This is a genomic window from Sphaerisporangium sp. NPDC049457, from assembly GCF_055586705.1.
Window position 1 is genome coordinate 63,632 of record NZ_JBVJHR010000003.1, and the last position, 17,647, is coordinate 81,278.

Below are 17,647 nucleotides of genomic sequence, written 5' to 3' on the forward strand. Positions count from 1 at the left end.
AATCGATGCTTGCCATCGTCGCGGCGATCGTCTTCGGCATCGCCTTCCTGTTCAGCCTGCTCGGCACGAGCATCGGCATCTCGACCACGGCGCTGATCGCGCTGGGGCTGTGCCTGCTCGCCCTGCACCAGGGCGGTATCGGCACTGCCGGCATGGGCAGCGGGTCGTGGCGCGGCTACCGGCGCACCCGCCGCTGACGCCCGGCCATCCGGAAGCGGAGACGGCGGAGATGAGGTGCCGGTGATGAGCCAGCAGGTGCGGGACGTCATGACGCATCGGCCGGTCTGCCTGCCCGCGGACGCGCCTGTGTCCAAGGCGGCGCGGCTCATGCGCGACCAGGCGATCGGGGACGTGCTGGTGACCAGGGACGAGCGGCTGTGCGGCCTGGTGACCGACCGGGACATCGTGGTGCGCGCCGTCGCAGAGGCCCGCAATCCGGACTCGACCCCCCTGGGCAGTCTCTGCACCTCCGACCTGGTCACCGCCCGGCCGGACCAGGACGTCGAGGACGTCGTCCGGCTGATGCGGGAACGGGCCGTCCGCAGGGTGCCGGTGGTCGTGGACGGCCGTCCCGTCGGGATCGTGTCGCTGGGGGACATGGCGCTCGAACAGCGGCCGTCGTCTCCCCTGTCGGAGATCAGCGGCGCGCCGCCGAACGGCTGAGGACTCATCGCGTGTCCCCTCCGGGCCTCGGGTCACGCGGTGCAGGAGGAAGGGCGCCGTCCGATCCGGGCGGCGCCCTTCCGCGTCCCGCACGGCGGATGCGCCCGCCGCGTGGCCGGTGCCCGCCGCGTGGCCGGTGCCCGCCGCATGTCCGTTGCGGGGCCTCAGTGGCCTCTGTGGGTTCCGGAGGTGGCCGGGGTGCGATCGCGGAGGGACTGCTGGGCGGTGCGGGTGGCCAGTTCGAACTCCTGGCGGGGGTCCTGCATGGCGCCCAGGGAGACGATCTCGCGGGCGAACAGCAGGCTGAGCGTCCAGTCCATCAGAATGCGGGCCTTCTTGTTGATCGTCGGAATCTTGGACAGGTGGTAGGTGCGGTGCAGGAACCAGGCCGGAAGGCCGCGCAACTGGTGCCCGTATACGTTGGCGACGCCCCGGTACATGCCGAGACTGGCGACCGATCCGGCGCTGCGGTGCCGGTACGGGCGGCGCGGCCGGCCGCGCAGGGTGTCGATCAGGTTGTCGGCGAGCCGTACGGCCTGACGGGTGGCGTGCTGGGCGTTGGGCGGGGTGGTCAGCCCCGGCCGGGTGAGGTCGGGGACGGCGGCGCAGTCGCCGGCGGCGAAGGCGAACCGGGTGCCGTCCACGAGCAGGCCGGCGTCGACCTTGACCCGGCCGTGCGCGTCGAGCGGCAGGTCGGAGACGGCGGTGAGCGGGTTGGGCTTGACCCCGGCCGTCCAGACCAGGGTGTCGGCGTCGAACCGGTCGCCGTCGCTCAGCATGATGTGGTGGTCGACGGCGGACTCCAGCCGGGTGCCGGTGCGCACGTCGATGCCGCGCCGGCGCAGCTCCCTGGCGGTCCACTCCCCCATCTCGACGCCGATCTCGGGGAGGATCTTCCTGGTGGCCTCGACGAGGATCCAGCGCATGTCGGACGGCCGGACGTGACGGAAGTAGCGGCAGGCGTCGGCGGCCATGTCCTCCAGTTCGGCGAGCGCCTCGACGCCGGCGTAGCCGCCGCCGACGAACACGAAGGTCAGTGCCCGTCTGCGCAGCCGCTCGTCGACGCAGGAGTCCGCCAGGTCGAGCTGGGCCAGGACGTGGTTGCGCAGGTGGATGGCCTCTTCCAGGGTCTTGAAGCCGATGCCGCAGTCGGCGAGCCCGGGGATGGGCAGCGTCCGGGAGATCGATCCGGGGGCGAACACCAGGTAGTCGTACTCGATCGTGCGTCCCGGCCCTTCGTAGGGTTGGAAGTGCGCCGTGCGGGATGCCAGCTCGACCCGGGTGATCCGGCCGCTGAGGATCTGGCACCCGGGCAGCACCCGGCGCAGGAAGACGACGACGTGCCGGGGCTCCACGCTCCCCGCGGCGGCTTCGGCGAGGAACGGCTGGTAGGTCATGTAGGAGTCGAGGTCGACCACGGTGACACGGGCCTCGCCGCGGCGCAGCCTCTTCTGCAGGCGCCGCGCGGCGAGCATGCCGACGGCGCCGCCGCCCACGACGAGCACGTGCGGGATTCGCTCTGTCATAGCCGGGACGTACCCCGACAGATGGGGACTATCTGGACATTTACGGCAGCTTGAAACGCATTATGAGCTCTGTGCCGTTCGGCCCGGTCCGCAGGACGAGCTCCTTGGTGAGCCGCCTGGCGACCCACAGGCCCATGCCGCTGGTGGAGTAGTCGTGCGGAGCGACCATGCCGGGCGTCTCCTCGGGGATCCAGTGGCCGTCGTCGTGGATGCCGACCATCAGATCGCCGTTCTCGCACCAGACCCGCAACCGCGCCTTGGCCGCGCCGTGCGTCACGGCGTTGGTCGCCACCTCGTTGACCGCGACGAGGAAGTCGCCGATCATCTCCTCGCCCATGCCCGCCCGGCGGGCCTGGAGGGCGGCGAAGTCACGGACGTCCGGGAGGTCCCCGACACAGAACGTCAGTTCCTTGACCGCCACGCCGGACGGGAGCGGCTTGGGGCCGCCCCCGTCCGCGAGGAAGCGGGGAGGAGGGACTTCATCCTCGTTCACCCGATAACCGCCTCCAGAAGCGATCAACTATGAAAGGTCACCCTGCACGGGGGCGATTACATCGACGAAGATACCCCGGGATACCGGCCCGTTAGGGAAGTGCCCCCTCAACGCGACTACTGTTCCGCCCTTCAGTGCCCCAGGATCGGCGGCTTAATCAGCCCGCCGCCACCAGTTGCGAGCGCAGCTGGTCGAGGACCTTGCGGAGGATCCTGGAGACGTGCATCTGCGAGATGCCGAACTCCGCGGCGATCTCGGCCTGGGTCATGTTGCCGTAGTAGCGCAGCAGGAGGATGTTGCGCTCGCGCTCGGGGAGCTGGTCGATCAGCGGCTTGATCGCCTCGCGGTCGATGAGCGTTCCCAGCTCGTCGTCCGCGTCGGGGATCAGGTCGCCGAGCGCGGCCGCGTCGTCGTCGGCGCCCATCGGGGCGTCCAGCGACAGGGTGCTGTAGGCGGCGGAGGCGTCCATCGTGAGGAGCATGTCCTCCTCGGAGATGCCCATCTTCTGGGCCAGCTCGGCGACGGTGGGGAACCGGCCGAGCTCCTGGGTGAAGTCGGCGACCAGGCGGTTGAGCTCCGAGCGCCGCTCCTGGTAGAGGCGGGGGACGCGCACGGCCCACGTGCGGTCGCGGAAGTGGCGCTTCACTTCGCCGGTCATGGTCACCATGGCATAGCCTCTGAAGCTATGTCCGAGCTCGGCGTCGAAACCGTTGATCGCCTTCATGAGGCCGACGTACGCGGCCTGGAGCAGGTCCTCCATGGGCTCGCCCCGGTGGAGGTACCGGCGGGAGATCTCCCTCGCCATGGGGAGGTGCATCTCGACGATCAGCTCTCGCAGCCGCGCCCGCCTGGCCTCGGTGGTACCGGGCTCGTGCAGCTCGCGCAGCAGGTCTTCGGCGGTGACGTCGGTCTGGGAGAAGGTGTGGTTCTCGGCAGCCATTGCTGCTCCCTCGTATGCCTTGCAAGCGAGGCGGAACCGACCATGCCCATGCAGAGCCGACATCGCCTCGCGTACTACTGTCGAGACGAGGCCCTCTGCTGGACCTCGGCTCCAGTATTCCCTAAAAATCAAGAGTATTGCTACCCCCCAGGCAACAGTAATGTTGCGATTGACCCCCGACGGGGTTGGCGCCATGCGCCAGGGAAGCGGCTTGGAGGCGCGTGGTGACCGTTCCAGACAGGGCGAACTCCGCTCTGACCCTTACGTCAGAGATCGCTCAGGGTGTGCCCGTGGTGCGGGTGAGCGGCATCCTCGACGCGACGACGCGCGACCAGTTCACCGACCGGCTGGCCCAGATAACCGACGACCACGGCCCCGATCTGGTGCTCGACCTTGCCGGCGTGACGTTCATGGACTCCCGGGCGCTCGGCCTGATCGTGCACCACTGGCAGCGCACGATGGCGGCCGACGGCCATTTCGCCCTGGTCGGCGTGCAGTACTCCAACTCCAAGGTGATGTGGGTGACCGGCCTCGCGCAGCGGCTGCCGCTGTACGACACGGCGGAGGAGGCGCTGGCCGCCTTCAAGGAGTAGCGGTCCATCACGTTTCGACCGCATATATCGCGCTAAAGTGCGTCGAAGCATGATGAGACACGCGATCCCGTCAGGACGGTAGGGCGCCGCCGTGCTTGCTCTGGTGCTCGCTGACCAGCAGCCGGGCCAGGTCGGCGACCTTCACTTGGTGGTGCTGCGACAGGCGGCGCAGTTCGTCGAACGCCGCCTCCGCGGAGCAGCCGCTCGCGTGCATGATGATGCCCTTGGCCTGGTCGATCACGGCCCGTCCCGCGAGGGCCTCTTGCAGTTGCGCCGCGTCGGTGAGCATCTCGTCGAACTCGGAGACGTTGGCCAGGGCCACGGTGAGCTGCTCGGTGAGCAGGGCGGCCAGCGGGTCGGCCGTGCCGCCCGTGAAGGCGCCGGGCCGCACGGCGTACAGGCCGAGCACCAGCGTCGCGCCATCGATCGAGATCGGCAGCACGAGCGTGGCGCGCACGCCGTGCTTGACGGCCGTCGCGGCGTACCGCGGCCAGCGGGTGTCGCGCAGCACGTCGGGGACGAGCACGTTCCTGCCGGTCGAGGTCGCCTCGACCGACGGGCCCTCCCCCAGGGCGCGCTCGCGGTCGACCAGCGCGATGAGGTCGCTGTGGGACGCCGAGAGCATCAGCCGCCCGTCGCGCCGCAGTTCCACGGTGCCGCCGGCGCACCCGGGCACCCCGGTCGCCACCGCGCCGGTCACCCCGCGGAGCACGCTCTCCATCGAGGTGCCCTCGTTGACGCGCCCCAGGGCCGCGAGGTCCCGGGCGAGAGCGGGACCGAACATGCGCATCGTCTCCATACAAAGCCTCCGCTTCCCTCGAAAGCCAGGTTAATTCCCGGCGGGAGATGTTCATCGATGCCGGGCATCTCCTTGACGTACGGTCTAGCAGGGGACTCCATGTCCCCGTCGCCATACGAAGGACGCCAACTTGACCGACCCCAATGATCTCCCCGCGCTGGAGCAGGCGCTGAGCGGCCTGACGGCCCGCATCTCGTCGCTCCGGGACGCCCGCTCGGCCTACCCCGGCGACCCGGGCCCGACCCTGGACGCCGCGCTGGTCGAACTCGACACGGCCCGCGATCTGCTGCGGGCCTCGATCGGCGAGCTGGGCAAGTCCCGGCGCAGATCGGGCAGCAAAGAGAGCAGCTCCAACCGCGAGCTGAAGCTGCTGCGGACGGTCTACCGCACCCTCCCCGTCCCGGTGATCATTTTGGACACGGCGGGCACGGTCCGGCGGGTGAACGCCGAGGCCTCCCGCCTGCTCGGCAGCCCGGACGGCTACCTGACCGGCAGGGCGTTCCCGCTGCTGGTGGACGTCTCGCGCCGGGCGGCGTTCCGCTCTCATCTGACCTCCGTGCTGCACACCGGCGAGACGGCGGCGTTCCCGACGCGGCTGGCCCACCAGGGACGGGCGCACAATGTCCGCCTCGTGCTCACCCAGCTGCGCATGCCCGGCGAACCGCAGGAGATGATCGCCGCGGTGGCGCTGCCGGTCGAGGTGCGCGCGCCCGAGACCGCGCAGGCGGCGCAGGAGCCGGAGCACTCGCCCGACGAGTCCTTCATCATGGGCGCCGCCCGGCGCCAGGAGCTGATGTCGCGGCTCACCCGCCTGCTGCTGGACGAGGAGAGCCTGAGCGAGCCGGTCGCCCTCATCCGGGCGGGCCGGCTGCTCGCCTCGGAGACCGCCGACTGGGTGTTCGCCGACGTCGTCCGCGACGGCGTGGCGCAGCGCTCGCTGGTCATCGGGCCGGCCAACCAGCCCGTCGCCCGCCTGGTGCAGACGCTCGAGCTCATGGACCCCGCGGCGGCGCCGCTGGTGGCGCACGTGCTCGCGAGCGGGTGCGGCGTGGTACACGAGATGGTCGAGGAGGACACCCTGTTCGGCGTGCTGCCGGACGGCTCCCCCGTCCTGCACGCGACCCGCGCCGGGTCGGTGCTGAGCGTCCCCATCCAGGCCGGCGAGGAGACGCACGGCGTCATCACGCTGCTGCGGCTGCGCGAGCGGCCCCCGTTCGGCCTGGCCGACCTGGCGCTCATGGAGGACGCCGGCGCGCACATCGGGCTCACGCTGCGCGCCCAGCGCGTCTTCCACGGCAGGGCGCAGGCCGCCGACACCCTGCAGACCGGCGTGCTGCCGCGCACCCTGCCGGACGTGCCCGGCTACGACGTGGCCGCGGCCTACCACACCGGCGCCGGGCCGAAATCGATCGGCGGGGAGTTCTACGACGTGTTCCCCGTCAAGGACGGCTGGGGTTTCGCGGTCGGCGGCGTCGTGGGCCAGGGCGAGGAGGCCGCCTCGGTCACCGCGATGGTGCGCGGCGGGCTGCGCACGCTCAGCGTGTGGGAGGAGGACCCCGGGACGGTGGTCGCGCGGCTGAACGACGCCCTGGTGGCGCAGGACACCGGCATGTTCGTCATGGTCGCGGCAGGTTTCGTCACCCCGGGCAGGCGTGGCGGTCGGGTCAGGCTCGCCTCGGCGGGCAACCATCCGCCGGCCGTGCTGAAGAACGACGGCGGTGTGCGCTACACCTCGGGGGGCGGCATGCCGCTCGGCATCGAGACGGGGACGGCGGTCCCGGTGGAGGAGGTCGCGCTGACCGTCGGCGAGACCCTGGTGCTGTACTCCGACGGGCTGGCCGGCTCGCGCGGCCGGGCGGGCCAGGGCGAGCTGGCGTACGGCGAGAGCAGACTGACCGAGGTGCTCGCGCGCTGCACGGGCCAGCCGGCGGCGGCGGTGGTCAAGGCCGTCGAAGAGGACCACCGGGCGTTCTGCGGCGACCAGGTGCTCGACGAGACGACCCTGCTCGCCATGCGCCGCACCCGCTGACCCCGCCGCCGGGAGCGCCGGAGTCCTTCCGGCCCTCGCGGGGGTCGCGACGGCGCTCTGAGCAGGGCTTGCGCGCCCGCTGAGGCATGTGCCGCCGCCCGGGGAGGGCATTTTCTCCGAGATTTTTGGCGCTGAGGGGTTTGTCTTGTTCCAGACACCGGTAAACTCATGTTCAGATCGCGTGCCTAAGACGCAGGCACAACTCAGTACGTCCTTGGGTCCTTCTGTGCGACCCGGCTTCCCTGAGGTGTGCCCCTGTGAACATCGCCATCGTCTCCGTGCACGCGCTTCCCGCCGACATTCCGGCCATCGCCCGCGAACTGAGCAGTTCCCACCGCGTCACCGTTTACACCCGCCGCAACTCCCCCGACCGCAAGGCCCGGGTGAAGGTGGCCACCGGCGTGACGATCGAGTACCTGGACGCGGGCCCCGCCGAGGTCCTCCCCGAGAACTCCCTCATGCCGCACATCGCGGCGTTCAGCGCCCAGCTCAGGCAGCGCTGGAGCAAGGAGCGCCCCGACATCGTGCACGCCCACTCCTGGACGGGCGGCCTGGCCGCGATCGCCGGCGCCGACGGCATGGACGTCCCGATCGTGCAGACCTTCCACCAGCTCGGCTCCGCCCGCATCCGCCCCGGCGGCGGGCCTGACGAGGCGGCGCGGGTGCGCCTGGAGCGCGCGATCGGCCGCCGCGCCGACGCGGTCATCGCCTCCTGCGCGAGCGAGGGCGAGGAGCTCATCAGGCTCGGCGTGCCCCGCAAGAACATCGCGGTCGTCCCGCACGGCGTCGACACCGACCGGTTCCGCCGCCAGGGCCCGTCGCTCACCCGTGGCGAGCGCCCCCGCCTCGTCCACGTCGGCCACATCACCCAGGGCGGCGGCGCGCACGCCGCGATCCGCGCCCTCGAAGGCATCCCCGGCGCGGAGCTGCTGATCGCCGGCGGCCCGATCGCCGGCGCCCCCGACACCGAGAGCGACCTGGAGCGCCTGCGCCTGCTGGCCAAGGAGTGCCACGTCGAGGACCGCGTCACCCTGCTCGGGCACGTGCCGCACAACTCCGTCGCCAAGCTGATGCGCAGCGCCGACATCGTGCTGTCGCTGCCGGTCGCCGTTCCCAACGGCAAGGTGGCCCTGGAGGCCATGGCCTGCGGCGTCCCGGTCGTCGCCTCCGCGGTGGGCGCCCACCTGGACTCGGTGGTGGACGGCGTGACCGGCCTGCTGGTCCGCCCCACCGACCCCGGCGCGATCGCGCGCCGCACCCGCCTGCTGCTCGGCGACCTGACCCGGCGCACCGCGCTCGGGTTCGCCGGCGCCGACCGCGCCGACTCGCGGTACTCGATGGAGCGCATCAGCCGCGAGCTGGTCCGGGTGTACGACAGCGTGACGGGCCACGAGCAGCCCGCCGAGGCCGAGGTCGAAGAGGCCGAGGCCGCCTGAGCCCGCTCTCCCCGCACCACGCGAGCCCGCGCCACCACCGGTGGCGCGGGCTCGTCGGTTCTCTCAGGATGCGGGCCTGTTCCGTTCGCCCAAGGCGCGGAGGGAACGGTCAGCTGTACGTCACCGACTGCGGGGTGCAGTTGGTGAGCCACGGGCCGGGGTACACGGGGGCGGTGTAGCACCCCCAGGTGCCGGTCACGGTGGTCGTGCCCGCGGGGATGCTGACGCCGGTGACCGACCCGGTGTAGTCGCCGTACTGGTGTCCGCCGCTGCACAGCGCGGGGACGCTCGCCGCGTAGGTGCTGCCGGCGGGCAGAGTCGTGGTGTACCGCCACGCGTGTATGGACGGGATCGCGGTCATGGAGCTGTAGGGCAGCGCCGTGATCGTGGGGTACCAGTCGCTGGTGTCCCCGTAGTAGTTGTTGTTGAGGCAGTCCACCGTGACCTGCAGCGTGATGCCGTCGGCGGCGGCGGGCGGCGACGCCACCACGCTCAGCGCGCCGATCGCGACCAGCGCCGAGCCGAACGCCAGCACCCGCCGGACCGGATTCCCAGCAACCATGGACATCCCTTCTTGTAGCGCCGACTTCGATCTCAGCGAATTCAGCACCTTCCCGGACCGGCGGTCAACGCCCGCGAATTTTCGTCACGGCCGGAAACGGTGGTGCCGGGCGGGACGTATCGAGGGCGCGCTCCGTCGCCGGCCGGCTCGGCGCCCGCGGAGCGGGCCGTCCGCGGGGGACCGCGCGTCCGGCGACGAGCCGGAATCCGTGCCGCGACCGGAAAGCGCGGTTCGCGTGGGAAGGAGCCCGCCGGCCGGTCGTACGGGTTCACGGTCCGCTGAAACATTCAGGCTTCGGAGCGACCGGTTCGCCACGGGGCGATGGACATCAAATCGTCATAACCCTGTGATCAGAGGTGAATGCTTGCTTTCATGGGCGCATGCCGATGCGCAGCGCGTACATGATCGTGGCGGCGACGACGCTGACCCTCTGTCCCGGCCCGTCGGGCACGGACGCGGGGCGTCCCGGCGATGCGGGACGACCGGCGGCCGTCCGGGACGCCGCCTCCCCCACGGCCGCGGCGCCGGCCGGGCCGCCGCACGCGGCGCCGGTGACCAGCCGCCCGCCGCGCCCCGCGCCGGTGACCGGCCGCCCGCCGGGCGGCGCCGCGTCCGGTTACGCGGCGAGCGGCCCGCCCGGGTACCCGCCGCCTCCCGTCTACGACCGCAGGTACGGGCGCCCGCCCGGGCAGGAGCCCGCCTCCCCCCGGGCGCCGTCCGCCCTGCCGCGGCACGCACCGGACGCAGGGAACGCACCGGACGCACCCAGCGCGCCGGACGCTCCCCGGTCGTCCCCGGCGGCGGACCCCCGGTGGGGCACGCCGGTTCTCGTGGAGAACTTCGACGGCACCGGCGTCGACCGGAGCAGGTGGGAGGTGTACCACTCCCCCGACGCCCGGGTGAACCCGCGCACGGCCCAGGCGACGAGCGTGCGGAACGGCATGCTGCGCATGACCGGCGGCTTCTACGGCGGCAAGGACCTGTCCGGCGGCGTCGCCGGCCGCCTGTCGCAGACCTACGGCCGGTGGGAGGTCCGCTTCCGCGGCGAGGCGGGCGCCGGATACTCGCTGGTCGCGTTGTTGTGGCCGAGCAGCGAGAGCGGCGAGTACGCCGAGATCGACTTCGCCGAGGTGATCGACCCGACCCGGCGGACCGGCGGCATCTACATCCACCGGGGCGAGGCCCCGCAGGCGCAGAGCCAGATGCGCGCCGACTTCACCCGGTGGCACACCCTGGCCGTCGACCGGCTGCCCGGCCGGCTGACGTTCTGGCTGGACGGCAGGCGGGTCTGGGACTACACCGGGCCGCGCGTGCCAGAAGGGCGGCCGATGCACCTGACCCTGCAGAACGACGTGGTCTGCAACCAGTGGTCGCCGTGCAGGAACGCCTCGACGCCGAAGACGGTGTCGATGTTCGTCGACTGGGTCAGGATCTACCGCGCCCCCTGAGATCCATCGTCCGCACCCCCTGAGGGTCCATCGTCACCGCCCCCCTGAGGTCCGTCGTCGCCGCACCCCCGAGGATCTTCGCCACCGCCCCTGAGGATCTTCGCTACCGCGCCGCTCAGCGGTCTTTCGCGAGGAGTTCGGCGGCCTTGAGGCCGAGGTGCAGGACCAGACGGCTCTCGCCGTCGTCGAGGTCGAGACCGGTGACGCGCTCGGCCTTGGCCAGCCGGTAGTACAGCGTCTGGCGGTGCACGCCGAGCCGGGCGGCGGTCTCGCGCGCCCGTCCGCCCTGGTCGAGGTAGGTGCCGACGGTGACGGCGAGTTCGCCGTCCAGGGCGGCGGCCTCGGCCGCCAGGTCGGCGAGCTCGGCCGGGGACAGCCGCACCAGCAGGCGGTGCACTCCGAGGTCGGCCCACGCGGCGATCGGGGCGAGCCGCCGGACCCGCTGGGCCGCGCGCAGGGCCAGGGTGGCCTCCCGCCAGCTCCGCCACGCCTCCCCCGGGTCCTCGCGCGGGCCGCCGACGCCGGCGGCCGTCCCGTACATGCCCTGCACCCGCGCGGCGACGGCCCGCGCCTGCGCGGCGGGCGCGAGGACGGCGGTGAGCGGGTCGCCGGCGTCGGCGAGCACACCGCGGGGCAGCGTCCACAGCGGGGCGACCACTCCGGAGGCGTTGCGCACGGCGATCGCCGCCACCGGGCCGGTGAGGTCGAGCCGGACCGAGGCGCGGACCTCCGGGTCGGCGGACAGCAGGTCGCGCAGGCGCACCCCCAGGTCCTGACGGCTGCGCGCCTCCTGGGCCAGCGCCGCAGCGGCCCGCTCGACCAGCGGCGCGACGTCCCGCAGGCGCTCGTCGGTGAGCGCGCCGGAGTCGAGCAACCACAGGTAGCCGTAGGTGACGCCGCGATGGCGCAGCGGGACGCAGACCCGGGCGAGCACGCCGAGGCCGCGGTCGGCGGGGATGCGCACAGGGCCGGCGGCCGTGGCGACGCCGTAGCCCTCGAAATAGGCGCGCACCTCGTCGGAGGCGCGGCGGCGCAGGATGGACTCGCTCCGGACGGCGTCGATGTCGCCGCTCTGCGCCGCGTAGGCGAGCAACTGGAAGGCGCGGTCCTCCAGCGTCGCCGAGGCGTCCAGGATGCGCGCGACGTCGTCCACTATCTCCTGCAGATCCACCCGCCCATTGTCATACAAGTGGCAGAGCAACGCGTTTACCAGCCTCAACGCCTACTTGGAGCTCTCAGAGCGCCCTATCAGGGCACCCGACCCGTTTCCCCCCGGCGCCGGAAGTCCTGAGACCTTCCGACGCCGAGAGAGCTCCCCTGGCGGATCGCCGCCTGATGCTCGTATCAGCACCACCAGCCGGTTCGGGGGGCCAAGTAGGAGATGTCATCGCCGGCCCTTCGGGAGCCGGCTCGCATGCACACGGACGAACTGGAGCTGGTCTTCAGCGCCTGGGTGTAGTTACGGCCGCCGGCGGTCAGAGTGCGCAGGTCGCACTGCTTCCAGTGCGCCCCCCTGTCGCCGGAGATGTCGATCCAGATCCGGTCTCCGTTTCTGGTGTTGGTCAACTGTGTCCAGGCGTACTGCACGCCGCCGATGTAACCCACGCGCAGGTTCAAATACCCCTTATCGTCGGGCGTCTGGTATTTCGTTCCTACGCTGGTCGCGTTGACGGGGTTGACCATGCCCGAGCAGGAGACGGCCACGTCCGCCTTGCCGGCGGAAATGGCTGCTTGTGCGGTGATGGGCGTCACCACCAGTGCGCCCGTCCCCAGAGCGCAGAGCATGAGCCTGATGACCTTTGCGCGCATGCTGAACTCTCCGTTCCGTCGAATCGGATGAGGTACGGCAGCTTGACGACCGGGGCTTTCCTCCTTGCCCCCGGGCGAGGGCTCCGGCTTCTGCCGGAATGGACGGTGGCAACGCCCGGCCGCGAAGGCAACGAGAATGACGCCATTTGGGATGGTGGGATGCCGGCCCTGTTGTGACCAGGCGCATCCCACACCTGCTGGGATACAGGTGGGATCGGCGACATGGCCTCCGAGGCACTGAGCCTGTTCCCACCAGCGCCTCTCCCGGCCCGCGGCACCGCCAGGAACTCCCAGGACCGGATTGTCATACATCTGTATGAAGCGGGTAGACGAGGGCCGTGGCGGATGTCCATAGTAGGCCGCTCACCTGCAGATTTATGGTGGTGAACATGCTCGGTTCCGTACTTTTGGCGGTGTCGCGGAGCCCGCTCGCGCGCCGCGCCGTCTCCGGTTTCCCGGTCACCCGGCTCGTGGTCGACCGGTTCGTCGCGGGTGAGGACGCGGGGTCCGCGCTGGCGGCCGTCCAGCGCCTCACCGACGCCCGCCTCACGGTCACCCTCGACCATCTCGGCGAGGAGACCAGGGACGCGCGGGCCGCCGCCGAGACCGTCAAGGCCTACGTCTCGATGCTCGACGCGCTGCGCCCGCTCGGGCTCGGCACGCGGGCCGAGGTCTCGGTCAAGCTGTCGGCCGTCGGCCAGGTGCTGAACGAGCGCCTGGCGCTGGACCACGCCCGCGAGATCTGCTCGGCCGCCCGCGACGCGGGAACGACCGTGACGCTGGACATGGAGGACCACACCACGGTCGACTCCACGCTGTCCATCCTGCGCGAGCTGCGCGGCGACTTCCCCGCGACCGGCGTCGCGGTCCAGGCGTACCTGTTCCGCAGCGAGGGCGACCTGCGCGACCTGGCCTCCGAGGGGTCGCGGGTGCGCCTGGTCAAGGGCGCCTACGCCGAGCCGGCCTCGGTGGCCCACCAGAAGAAGGCCGACGTGGACAAGGCGTACGTGCGGTGCCTGCGCATCCTCATGGAGGGGAAGGGGTACCCCATGGTGGCCACGCACGACGACCGGCTGATCGCCATCACCGAGCTGCTGGCCGACCGCGCCGGACGCGGCCGGGACTCCTTCGAGTACCAGATGCTCTACGGCATCCGTACCGACAAGCAGGAGGCGCTGGTCCGCGCCGGGTCGACGGTCCGCGTGTACGTCCCCTACGGCGACGACTGGTACGGCTACTTCATGCGCCGCCTGGCCGAGCGCCCCGCCAACGTCGCCTTCTTCCTGCGTTCACTCCGCTCCAAGTGAGGTCTTCCATGGATGCCGTCAGCAACGTCCCCGTCCCGGCCAACGAGCCGGTGCACGGCTACGCACCCGGCAGCGCCGAGCGCTCGGTGCTGGAGAGCCGCCTGAAGGAGCTGTCCGGCACCGCGATCGACCTGACGATGACCATCGGCGGCGAGCGGCGCATGGCCGCCGGCGCCCCGATCGACGTCGTCCAGCCGCACAACCACGCCCACGTGCTCGGCCGCACGGCCGACGCCTCCGCCGGCGACGTGCGCGCCGCCATCGACGCGGCGCTGAAGGCCGCGCCGGCCTGGCGGGCGCTGCCGTTCGAGGAGCGGGCCGCGATCTTCCTCAAGGCCGCCGATCTGCTGGCCGGGCCGTACCGCGCGACGCTCAACGCGGCCACGATCCTCGGCCAGTCGAAGTCGGTGCAGCAGGCCGAGATCGACGCGGCGTGCGAGCTGATCGACTTCCTGCGCTTCAACGTGTCCTTCGCCCGGCAGCTGCACCAGGAGCAGCCGATCTCGTCGCCGGGCGTGTGGAACCGCATGGAGTACCGGCCGCTCGAGGGCTTCGTCCTGGCGATCACGCCGTTCAACTTCACCGCCATCGCCGGGAACCTGCCGACGTCCGCGGCCCTGATGGGCAACGTCGTCGTGTGGAAGCCGTCGCCGACCCAGCAGTTCGCCGCGCACTTCACCATGCGCCTGCTGGAGGAGGCCGGTCTGCCGCCGGGCGTCATCAACATGGTCACCGGGAACGGCGCCGCCGTCTCGGAGGTCGCGCTGACCGACCCGCACCTGGCCGGGATCCACTTCACCGGCTCGACCGCGACCTTCCAGCACCTGTGGGCCACCGTCGGCGCCAACATCGCCTCCTACCGCGGCTACCCGCGGCTGGTCGGCGAGACCGGCGGCAAGGACTTCGTGCTCGCCCACCCCTCCGCCGACCCGGCCGCGCTGACGACGGCGCTGATCCGCGGCGCGTTCGAGTATCAGGGCCAGAAGTGCTCGGCGGCCTCCCGGGCGTACATCCCGCGCTCGATCTGGTCGGCGATCCGCGACGACCTGGTGGCCACGGCCGAGTCGCTGACCGTGGGCGACGTGGCCGCCGACCTGTCGACGTTCATGGGCGCCGTCATCGACGAGCGCGCCTTCGCCAAGAACAAGGCGGCCATCGACCGGGCGCGCGCGACCGAGGGCATCGAGGTGCTCACCGGCTCCTACGACGACTCGACCGGGTACTTCGTCGAGCCGGCGATCCTGCGCGGCGACGACCCGGCCGACGAGATCTTCGTCAAGGAGTACTTCGGCCCCGTCCTGGCCGTGCACGTCTACGACGACAGCCGGTTCGACGCCGTTTTGGACCAGATGGAGAGCGTGTCGCCGTACGCGCTGACCGGCTCGATCATCGCCCAGGACCGGTACGCCATCGCCTCGGCGACCGAGCGGCTGCGCTTCGCGGCGGGCAACTTCTACATCAACGACAAGCCCACGGGGGCGGTCGTCGGCCAGCAGCCGTTCGGGGGCGCCCGCGCCTCGGGCACCGACGACAAGGCCGGCTCGATCTTCAACCTGGTCCGCTGGGTCAGCGCCCGGGCGATCAAGGAGACGTTCGTCCCGCCGACCGACCACCGCTATCCGCACATGGGCTGACGCCCACGGCGCGACGCGACGCACCCGGGCCGCGATTCGACGCTCCCACGCCGCCCTCACGATGAGGCCAGAAGCCGCTCCGATCTTGTACTTTTCACGTACATGATCGCGAGCGGCTTCTCTCGTCGTGCAACTTCCCGTCATGCGACCGGTCAGAGTGGGCGCATCGTCCCAGCCCACCACGCAAATGACGGCTGCCGTACCAGCCGTGTGCCCAATCATGGGCGACCGTCGTCAGAGCCTTATGGCCGATCGGTAATACCCCGCTGTATCGATCTACGCTAAATCAATGGTGATCGATCAAGGGTCAATCCCCTGCCAATCCCCCCCATAAGGAGAAGCATGCGAAAAGTCACTCGGCTCCGCCGGCTCGGCCTCGTCTCAGCGGTGGTGGCCGCCGGCCTGGCCACCGCGCCCTTGGCCGCGCACGCCGACGGCTATGACACTCCTCGCAGCGCCACCGCTGTAGGGGCGGGCAACACCTACGCGCAGGGGTACGCGGCGGCAGAGTCGCGGGCCAGGCAGGCCCTCCTCGCGGTCGGCCACGACTGCACCCCTGGGGTCTACTACACGATGCAGACCTATGCCTCTCCGGGTGGCGGCACCTGGGTCTTCCAATCCACCAACAGCGCGGTGTGCGTCGACTGATCAAGATTCGGCGGGTCGGCTCCCGCCGGGGTAGCCCTCCGTCGGGAGGCCCGGCACCGGCAGGCCTGGAACGTTGAACCGCCCCAGATGGCGCCCCACGTTCAGCGTCAAGGTCATTCGCGCCCCGCGCGTCGACCCACCCATGTCACCTCCATCTCATCCCCGGAGCTTGATTTCGCCCGCCGGGTGGCCGCACAGTGTCGTCGGCGGGCACGGGACTCGACGACGGGGGAGCCATGGAGGAGCGAACGGGAAGGCGGGCCGTGCGCGGGGCGCGGCCACTGGTGACGTTATGGGTGCGAGTGCTGCTCTTGGTCGTACTGTTATGGGGCGCTTTGCTATCGGCGATCAGCCTGAACCCGCCACTGCGCGGTCTCGACGAGTTCAGGGCGGCGCTGCGGGCGGGTGAGGTCACGTACTTCATCGTTGACGGGTCCGGCCGGTTCGTGACCGACCTGCGCTGGTCGTCCGGGCCCCTGCTCTGGTACCGCACGATGCCTCCCCTCGCCACCGCCACCGGCTACGACCGGGCAGAACTGCGGAAGGACGTCCGGGAAGCGCCTGTGCCGCCGCACCAGGAACAGCAGGACGACCGCTCAAATGGATGGAGCGTCATTCCCGGCTGGCCCTTCCACGTACCGGTCACGCAGGCCGGCTGGCTGGTCGGCGCCGCCTGGGTCGCGGCCCTGCTCGGCATGCTGGGCACCGAGCGGCCGCGCCTGGGCAACCGCCTGGCGTGGTTCTGGCTGTTCACGGTGGGCCAGGCCGGGGCGATCATGTACTTGGCCCTGGAGCCGCGCCCGCTGTGGCGCGCGGGCGAGGAAGCTCCACCGGAACGGTCGTCGCGGATGGACGGCGGTCATGGCTGTCTCGCCTCCATCGGCCTGGGCATCATCGCGGCCGCCGCCTCGTACGCGACCGGCGAGGCGGTGAAGGCGGTGCTCCGCACGGTGGCCGGTCTCTGATCAGCCGTCCTGAAGGGGCGCTGGCGTTCGTCCTGCTGGTTGACGAGCGTGTTGTGGAAGGACTCGATCAGCCAGTGTCCGTGGCGCTTGACGACGACGCTGCTGTTGATCGACAGGTTGGCCGGGCGGCAGGCCGTCTCGGCGGCGTACAGCACGCAGTCTTTCCTGATGATGACCGCCGTCAGGGGCGACACCATGCGCACCTTCTCGGTCAGCCGCAGCAGCCGGGTGTTCTTGAGCTGGTTGTTGAAGTAGTACTGGAGGCGGGCGGCGATCACCGCGCGGCCGTGCATGTGCTCGCCCTTGATGTTCACCAGATCGGCGTCCGGGGTGTAGAGCGCGGCGTACCCGACTCCGTCGCCCCGGGCCCACGCCTCGGCCTGCCGCCGCCAGATGTCGCCGAGCGCCACCAGATCGGCATCGGCGTGACCCGCCCGCGGCGGTGTCGCGGCCGCGGCCGGCGGCAGAGCGCAGAGCAGCGCCAGGCCGACGCCCCCGACGAGCACCGAACCGCTCCTTATTTTCCCGTGCCGGCGATTTCTCATTCACGCCCCCCGTTCACGCGTTTCTGCAGCAAACATATACGCGGTCCGCGCCGCCGCGCGGCCACGCGGCCGCGTGTCCCGATCGCGGGTGCGATTATGCGGATATATGCCATCTGCCAGTGCTTATGCAGATCAACGGCGACAAGGGACGTTTATTATCTGGATAAGAGATATCGATCTGGATAACGGATATCGCGCCGCAGCTCCCCCAACAGACCTCCATCTCCGCCTTTTCTCCAGCGAGCCTTCG

At 71.0% G+C, this 17,647-nt stretch carries 18 protein-coding genes; 10 read left to right on the plus strand and 8 right to left on the minus strand.

Going from position 1 to position 17,647, the window contains the following annotated elements:
• Positions 1 to 5 precede the first annotated feature (5 nt).
• Together ACZ6QO_RS06205 and ACZ6QO_RS06210 are read left to right on the plus strand one after the other, a co-directional pair.
• A complete protein-coding gene (locus ACZ6QO_RS06205; RefSeq protein ID WP_465848183.1) occupies positions 6 to 197 on the plus strand; it encodes a hypothetical protein in 192 nt (63 codons plus the stop codon).
• Between the two features lie 46 nt (positions 198 to 243).
• Positions 244 to 663, plus strand: coding sequence for a CBS domain-containing protein (locus ACZ6QO_RS06210; protein WP_465848185.1), 420 nt, complete (start codon positions 244 to 246; stop codon positions 661 to 663).
• A gap of 164 nt (positions 664 to 827) precedes the next feature.
• On the opposite strand, the gene ACZ6QO_RS06215 is transcribed toward ACZ6QO_RS06210, so the two are convergent.
• The 3 genes from ACZ6QO_RS06215 to ACZ6QO_RS06225 all read right to left on the minus strand — a co-directional run bounded on the left by ACZ6QO_RS06215 (position 828) and on the right by ACZ6QO_RS06225 (position 3,622).
• Complete coding sequence (locus ACZ6QO_RS06215) at positions 828 to 2,189, minus strand: NAD(P)/FAD-dependent oxidoreductase (protein ID WP_465848187.1); 1,362 nt, start codon at positions 2,187 to 2,189, stop codon at positions 828 to 830.
• Positions 2,190 to 2,229: 40 nt separating this feature from the next.
• Positions 2,230 to 2,682, minus strand: a complete 453-nt coding sequence (locus tag ACZ6QO_RS06220; RefSeq protein ID WP_465848189.1) for an ATP-binding protein — start codon at positions 2,680 to 2,682, stop codon at positions 2,230 to 2,232.
• 157 nt (positions 2,683 to 2,839) lie between these two features.
• Complete coding sequence (locus ACZ6QO_RS06225; RefSeq protein WP_465848190.1) at positions 2,840 to 3,622, minus strand: SigB/SigF/SigG family RNA polymerase sigma factor; 783 nt, start codon at positions 3,620 to 3,622, stop codon at positions 2,840 to 2,842.
• A 224-nt stretch (positions 3,623 to 3,846) separates the two neighbouring features.
• Between ACZ6QO_RS06225 and ACZ6QO_RS06230 the strand changes: the two genes are divergently transcribed.
• Positions 3,847 to 4,215 carry an STAS domain-containing protein gene (locus tag ACZ6QO_RS06230; RefSeq protein ID WP_465848192.1) on the plus strand — a complete coding sequence of 123 codons (369 nt, stop codon included), beginning with the start codon at positions 3,847 to 3,849 and terminating at the stop codon, positions 4,213 to 4,215.
• Between the two features lie 70 nt (positions 4,216 to 4,285).
• Here the strand turns inward: ACZ6QO_RS06230 and ACZ6QO_RS06235 are convergent, their stop codons facing one another.
• Positions 4,286 to 4,999: an ANTAR domain-containing protein gene (locus tag ACZ6QO_RS06235; protein WP_465848194.1), complete on the minus strand. Its 714-nt coding sequence runs from the start codon at positions 4,997 to 4,999 to the stop codon at positions 4,286 to 4,288.
• Positions 5,000 to 5,144: 145 nt separating this feature from the next.
• Between ACZ6QO_RS06235 and ACZ6QO_RS06240 the strand changes: the two genes are divergently transcribed.
• A complete protein-coding gene (locus tag ACZ6QO_RS06240) occupies positions 5,145 to 7,043 on the plus strand; it encodes a SpoIIE family protein phosphatase (RefSeq protein WP_465848196.1) in 1,899 nt (632 codons plus the stop codon).
• A gap of 257 nt (positions 7,044 to 7,300) precedes the next feature.
• Entirely contained in the window at positions 7,301 to 8,479 is a 1,179-nt protein-coding gene (locus tag ACZ6QO_RS06245) for a glycosyltransferase (protein ID WP_465848198.1), read from the plus strand.
• Between the two features lie 109 nt (positions 8,480 to 8,588).
• Here the strand turns inward: ACZ6QO_RS06245 and ACZ6QO_RS06250 are convergent, their stop codons facing one another.
• Complete coding sequence (locus tag ACZ6QO_RS06250) at positions 8,589 to 9,041, minus strand: hypothetical protein (RefSeq protein ID WP_465848200.1); 453 nt, start codon at positions 9,039 to 9,041, stop codon at positions 8,589 to 8,591.
• A gap of 380 nt (positions 9,042 to 9,421) precedes the next feature.
• On the opposite strand from ACZ6QO_RS06250, the gene ACZ6QO_RS06255 reads away from it, so the two are divergent.
• A complete protein-coding gene (locus ACZ6QO_RS06255) occupies positions 9,422 to 10,489 on the plus strand; it encodes a glycoside hydrolase family 16 protein (protein ID WP_465848202.1) in 1,068 nt (355 codons plus the stop codon).
• 115 nt (positions 10,490 to 10,604) lie between these two features.
• Here ACZ6QO_RS06255 and ACZ6QO_RS06260 read toward each other — a convergent pair whose 3' ends face one another.
• Together ACZ6QO_RS06260 and ACZ6QO_RS06265 are read right to left on the minus strand one after the other, a co-directional pair.
• Complete coding sequence (locus tag ACZ6QO_RS06260) at positions 10,605 to 11,660, minus strand: PucR family transcriptional regulator (RefSeq protein WP_465848204.1); 1,056 nt, start codon at positions 11,658 to 11,660, stop codon at positions 10,605 to 10,607.
• A gap of 173 nt (positions 11,661 to 11,833) precedes the next feature.
• Positions 11,834 to 12,298, minus strand: coding sequence for a hypothetical protein (locus ACZ6QO_RS06265; protein WP_465848206.1), 465 nt, complete (start codon positions 12,296 to 12,298; stop codon positions 11,834 to 11,836).
• A gap of 389 nt (positions 12,299 to 12,687) precedes the next feature.
• On the opposite strand from ACZ6QO_RS06265, the gene ACZ6QO_RS06270 reads away from it, so the two are divergent.
• The 4 genes from ACZ6QO_RS06270 to ACZ6QO_RS06285 all read left to right on the plus strand — a co-directional run bounded on the left by ACZ6QO_RS06270 (position 12,688) and on the right by ACZ6QO_RS06285 (position 16,852).
• Complete coding sequence (locus ACZ6QO_RS06270) at positions 12,688 to 13,605, plus strand: proline dehydrogenase family protein (RefSeq protein WP_465848208.1); 918 nt, start codon at positions 12,688 to 12,690, stop codon at positions 13,603 to 13,605.
• Positions 13,606 to 13,613: 8 nt separating this feature from the next.
• Positions 13,614 to 15,239 (plus strand): L-glutamate gamma-semialdehyde dehydrogenase, encoded by a 1,626-nt coding sequence (gene pruA, locus ACZ6QO_RS06275; RefSeq protein ID WP_465848209.1) that lies wholly within the window; start codon positions 13,614 to 13,616, stop codon positions 15,237 to 15,239.
• A gap of 342 nt (positions 15,240 to 15,581) precedes the next feature.
• Positions 15,582 to 15,887 (plus strand): hypothetical protein, encoded by a 306-nt coding sequence (locus ACZ6QO_RS06280; RefSeq protein WP_465848211.1) that lies wholly within the window; start codon positions 15,582 to 15,584, stop codon positions 15,885 to 15,887.
• A gap of 236 nt (positions 15,888 to 16,123) precedes the next feature.
• On the plus strand, positions 16,124 to 16,852 hold the full coding sequence (locus ACZ6QO_RS06285) for a hypothetical protein (RefSeq protein ID WP_465848213.1): 729 nt from the start codon (positions 16,124 to 16,126) through the stop codon (positions 16,850 to 16,852).
• Here the strand turns inward: ACZ6QO_RS06285 and ACZ6QO_RS06290 are convergent.
• The gene (locus ACZ6QO_RS06290; protein WP_465848215.1) at positions 16,747 to 17,358 is read right to left on the minus strand and encodes an SgcJ/EcaC family oxidoreductase; all 612 of its coding nucleotides are present in this window, start codon (positions 17,356 to 17,358) and stop codon (positions 16,747 to 16,749) included. The two genes, ACZ6QO_RS06285 and ACZ6QO_RS06290, sit on opposite strands and share 106 nt — an antisense overlap.
• Positions 17,359 to 17,647 lie beyond the last annotated feature (289 nt).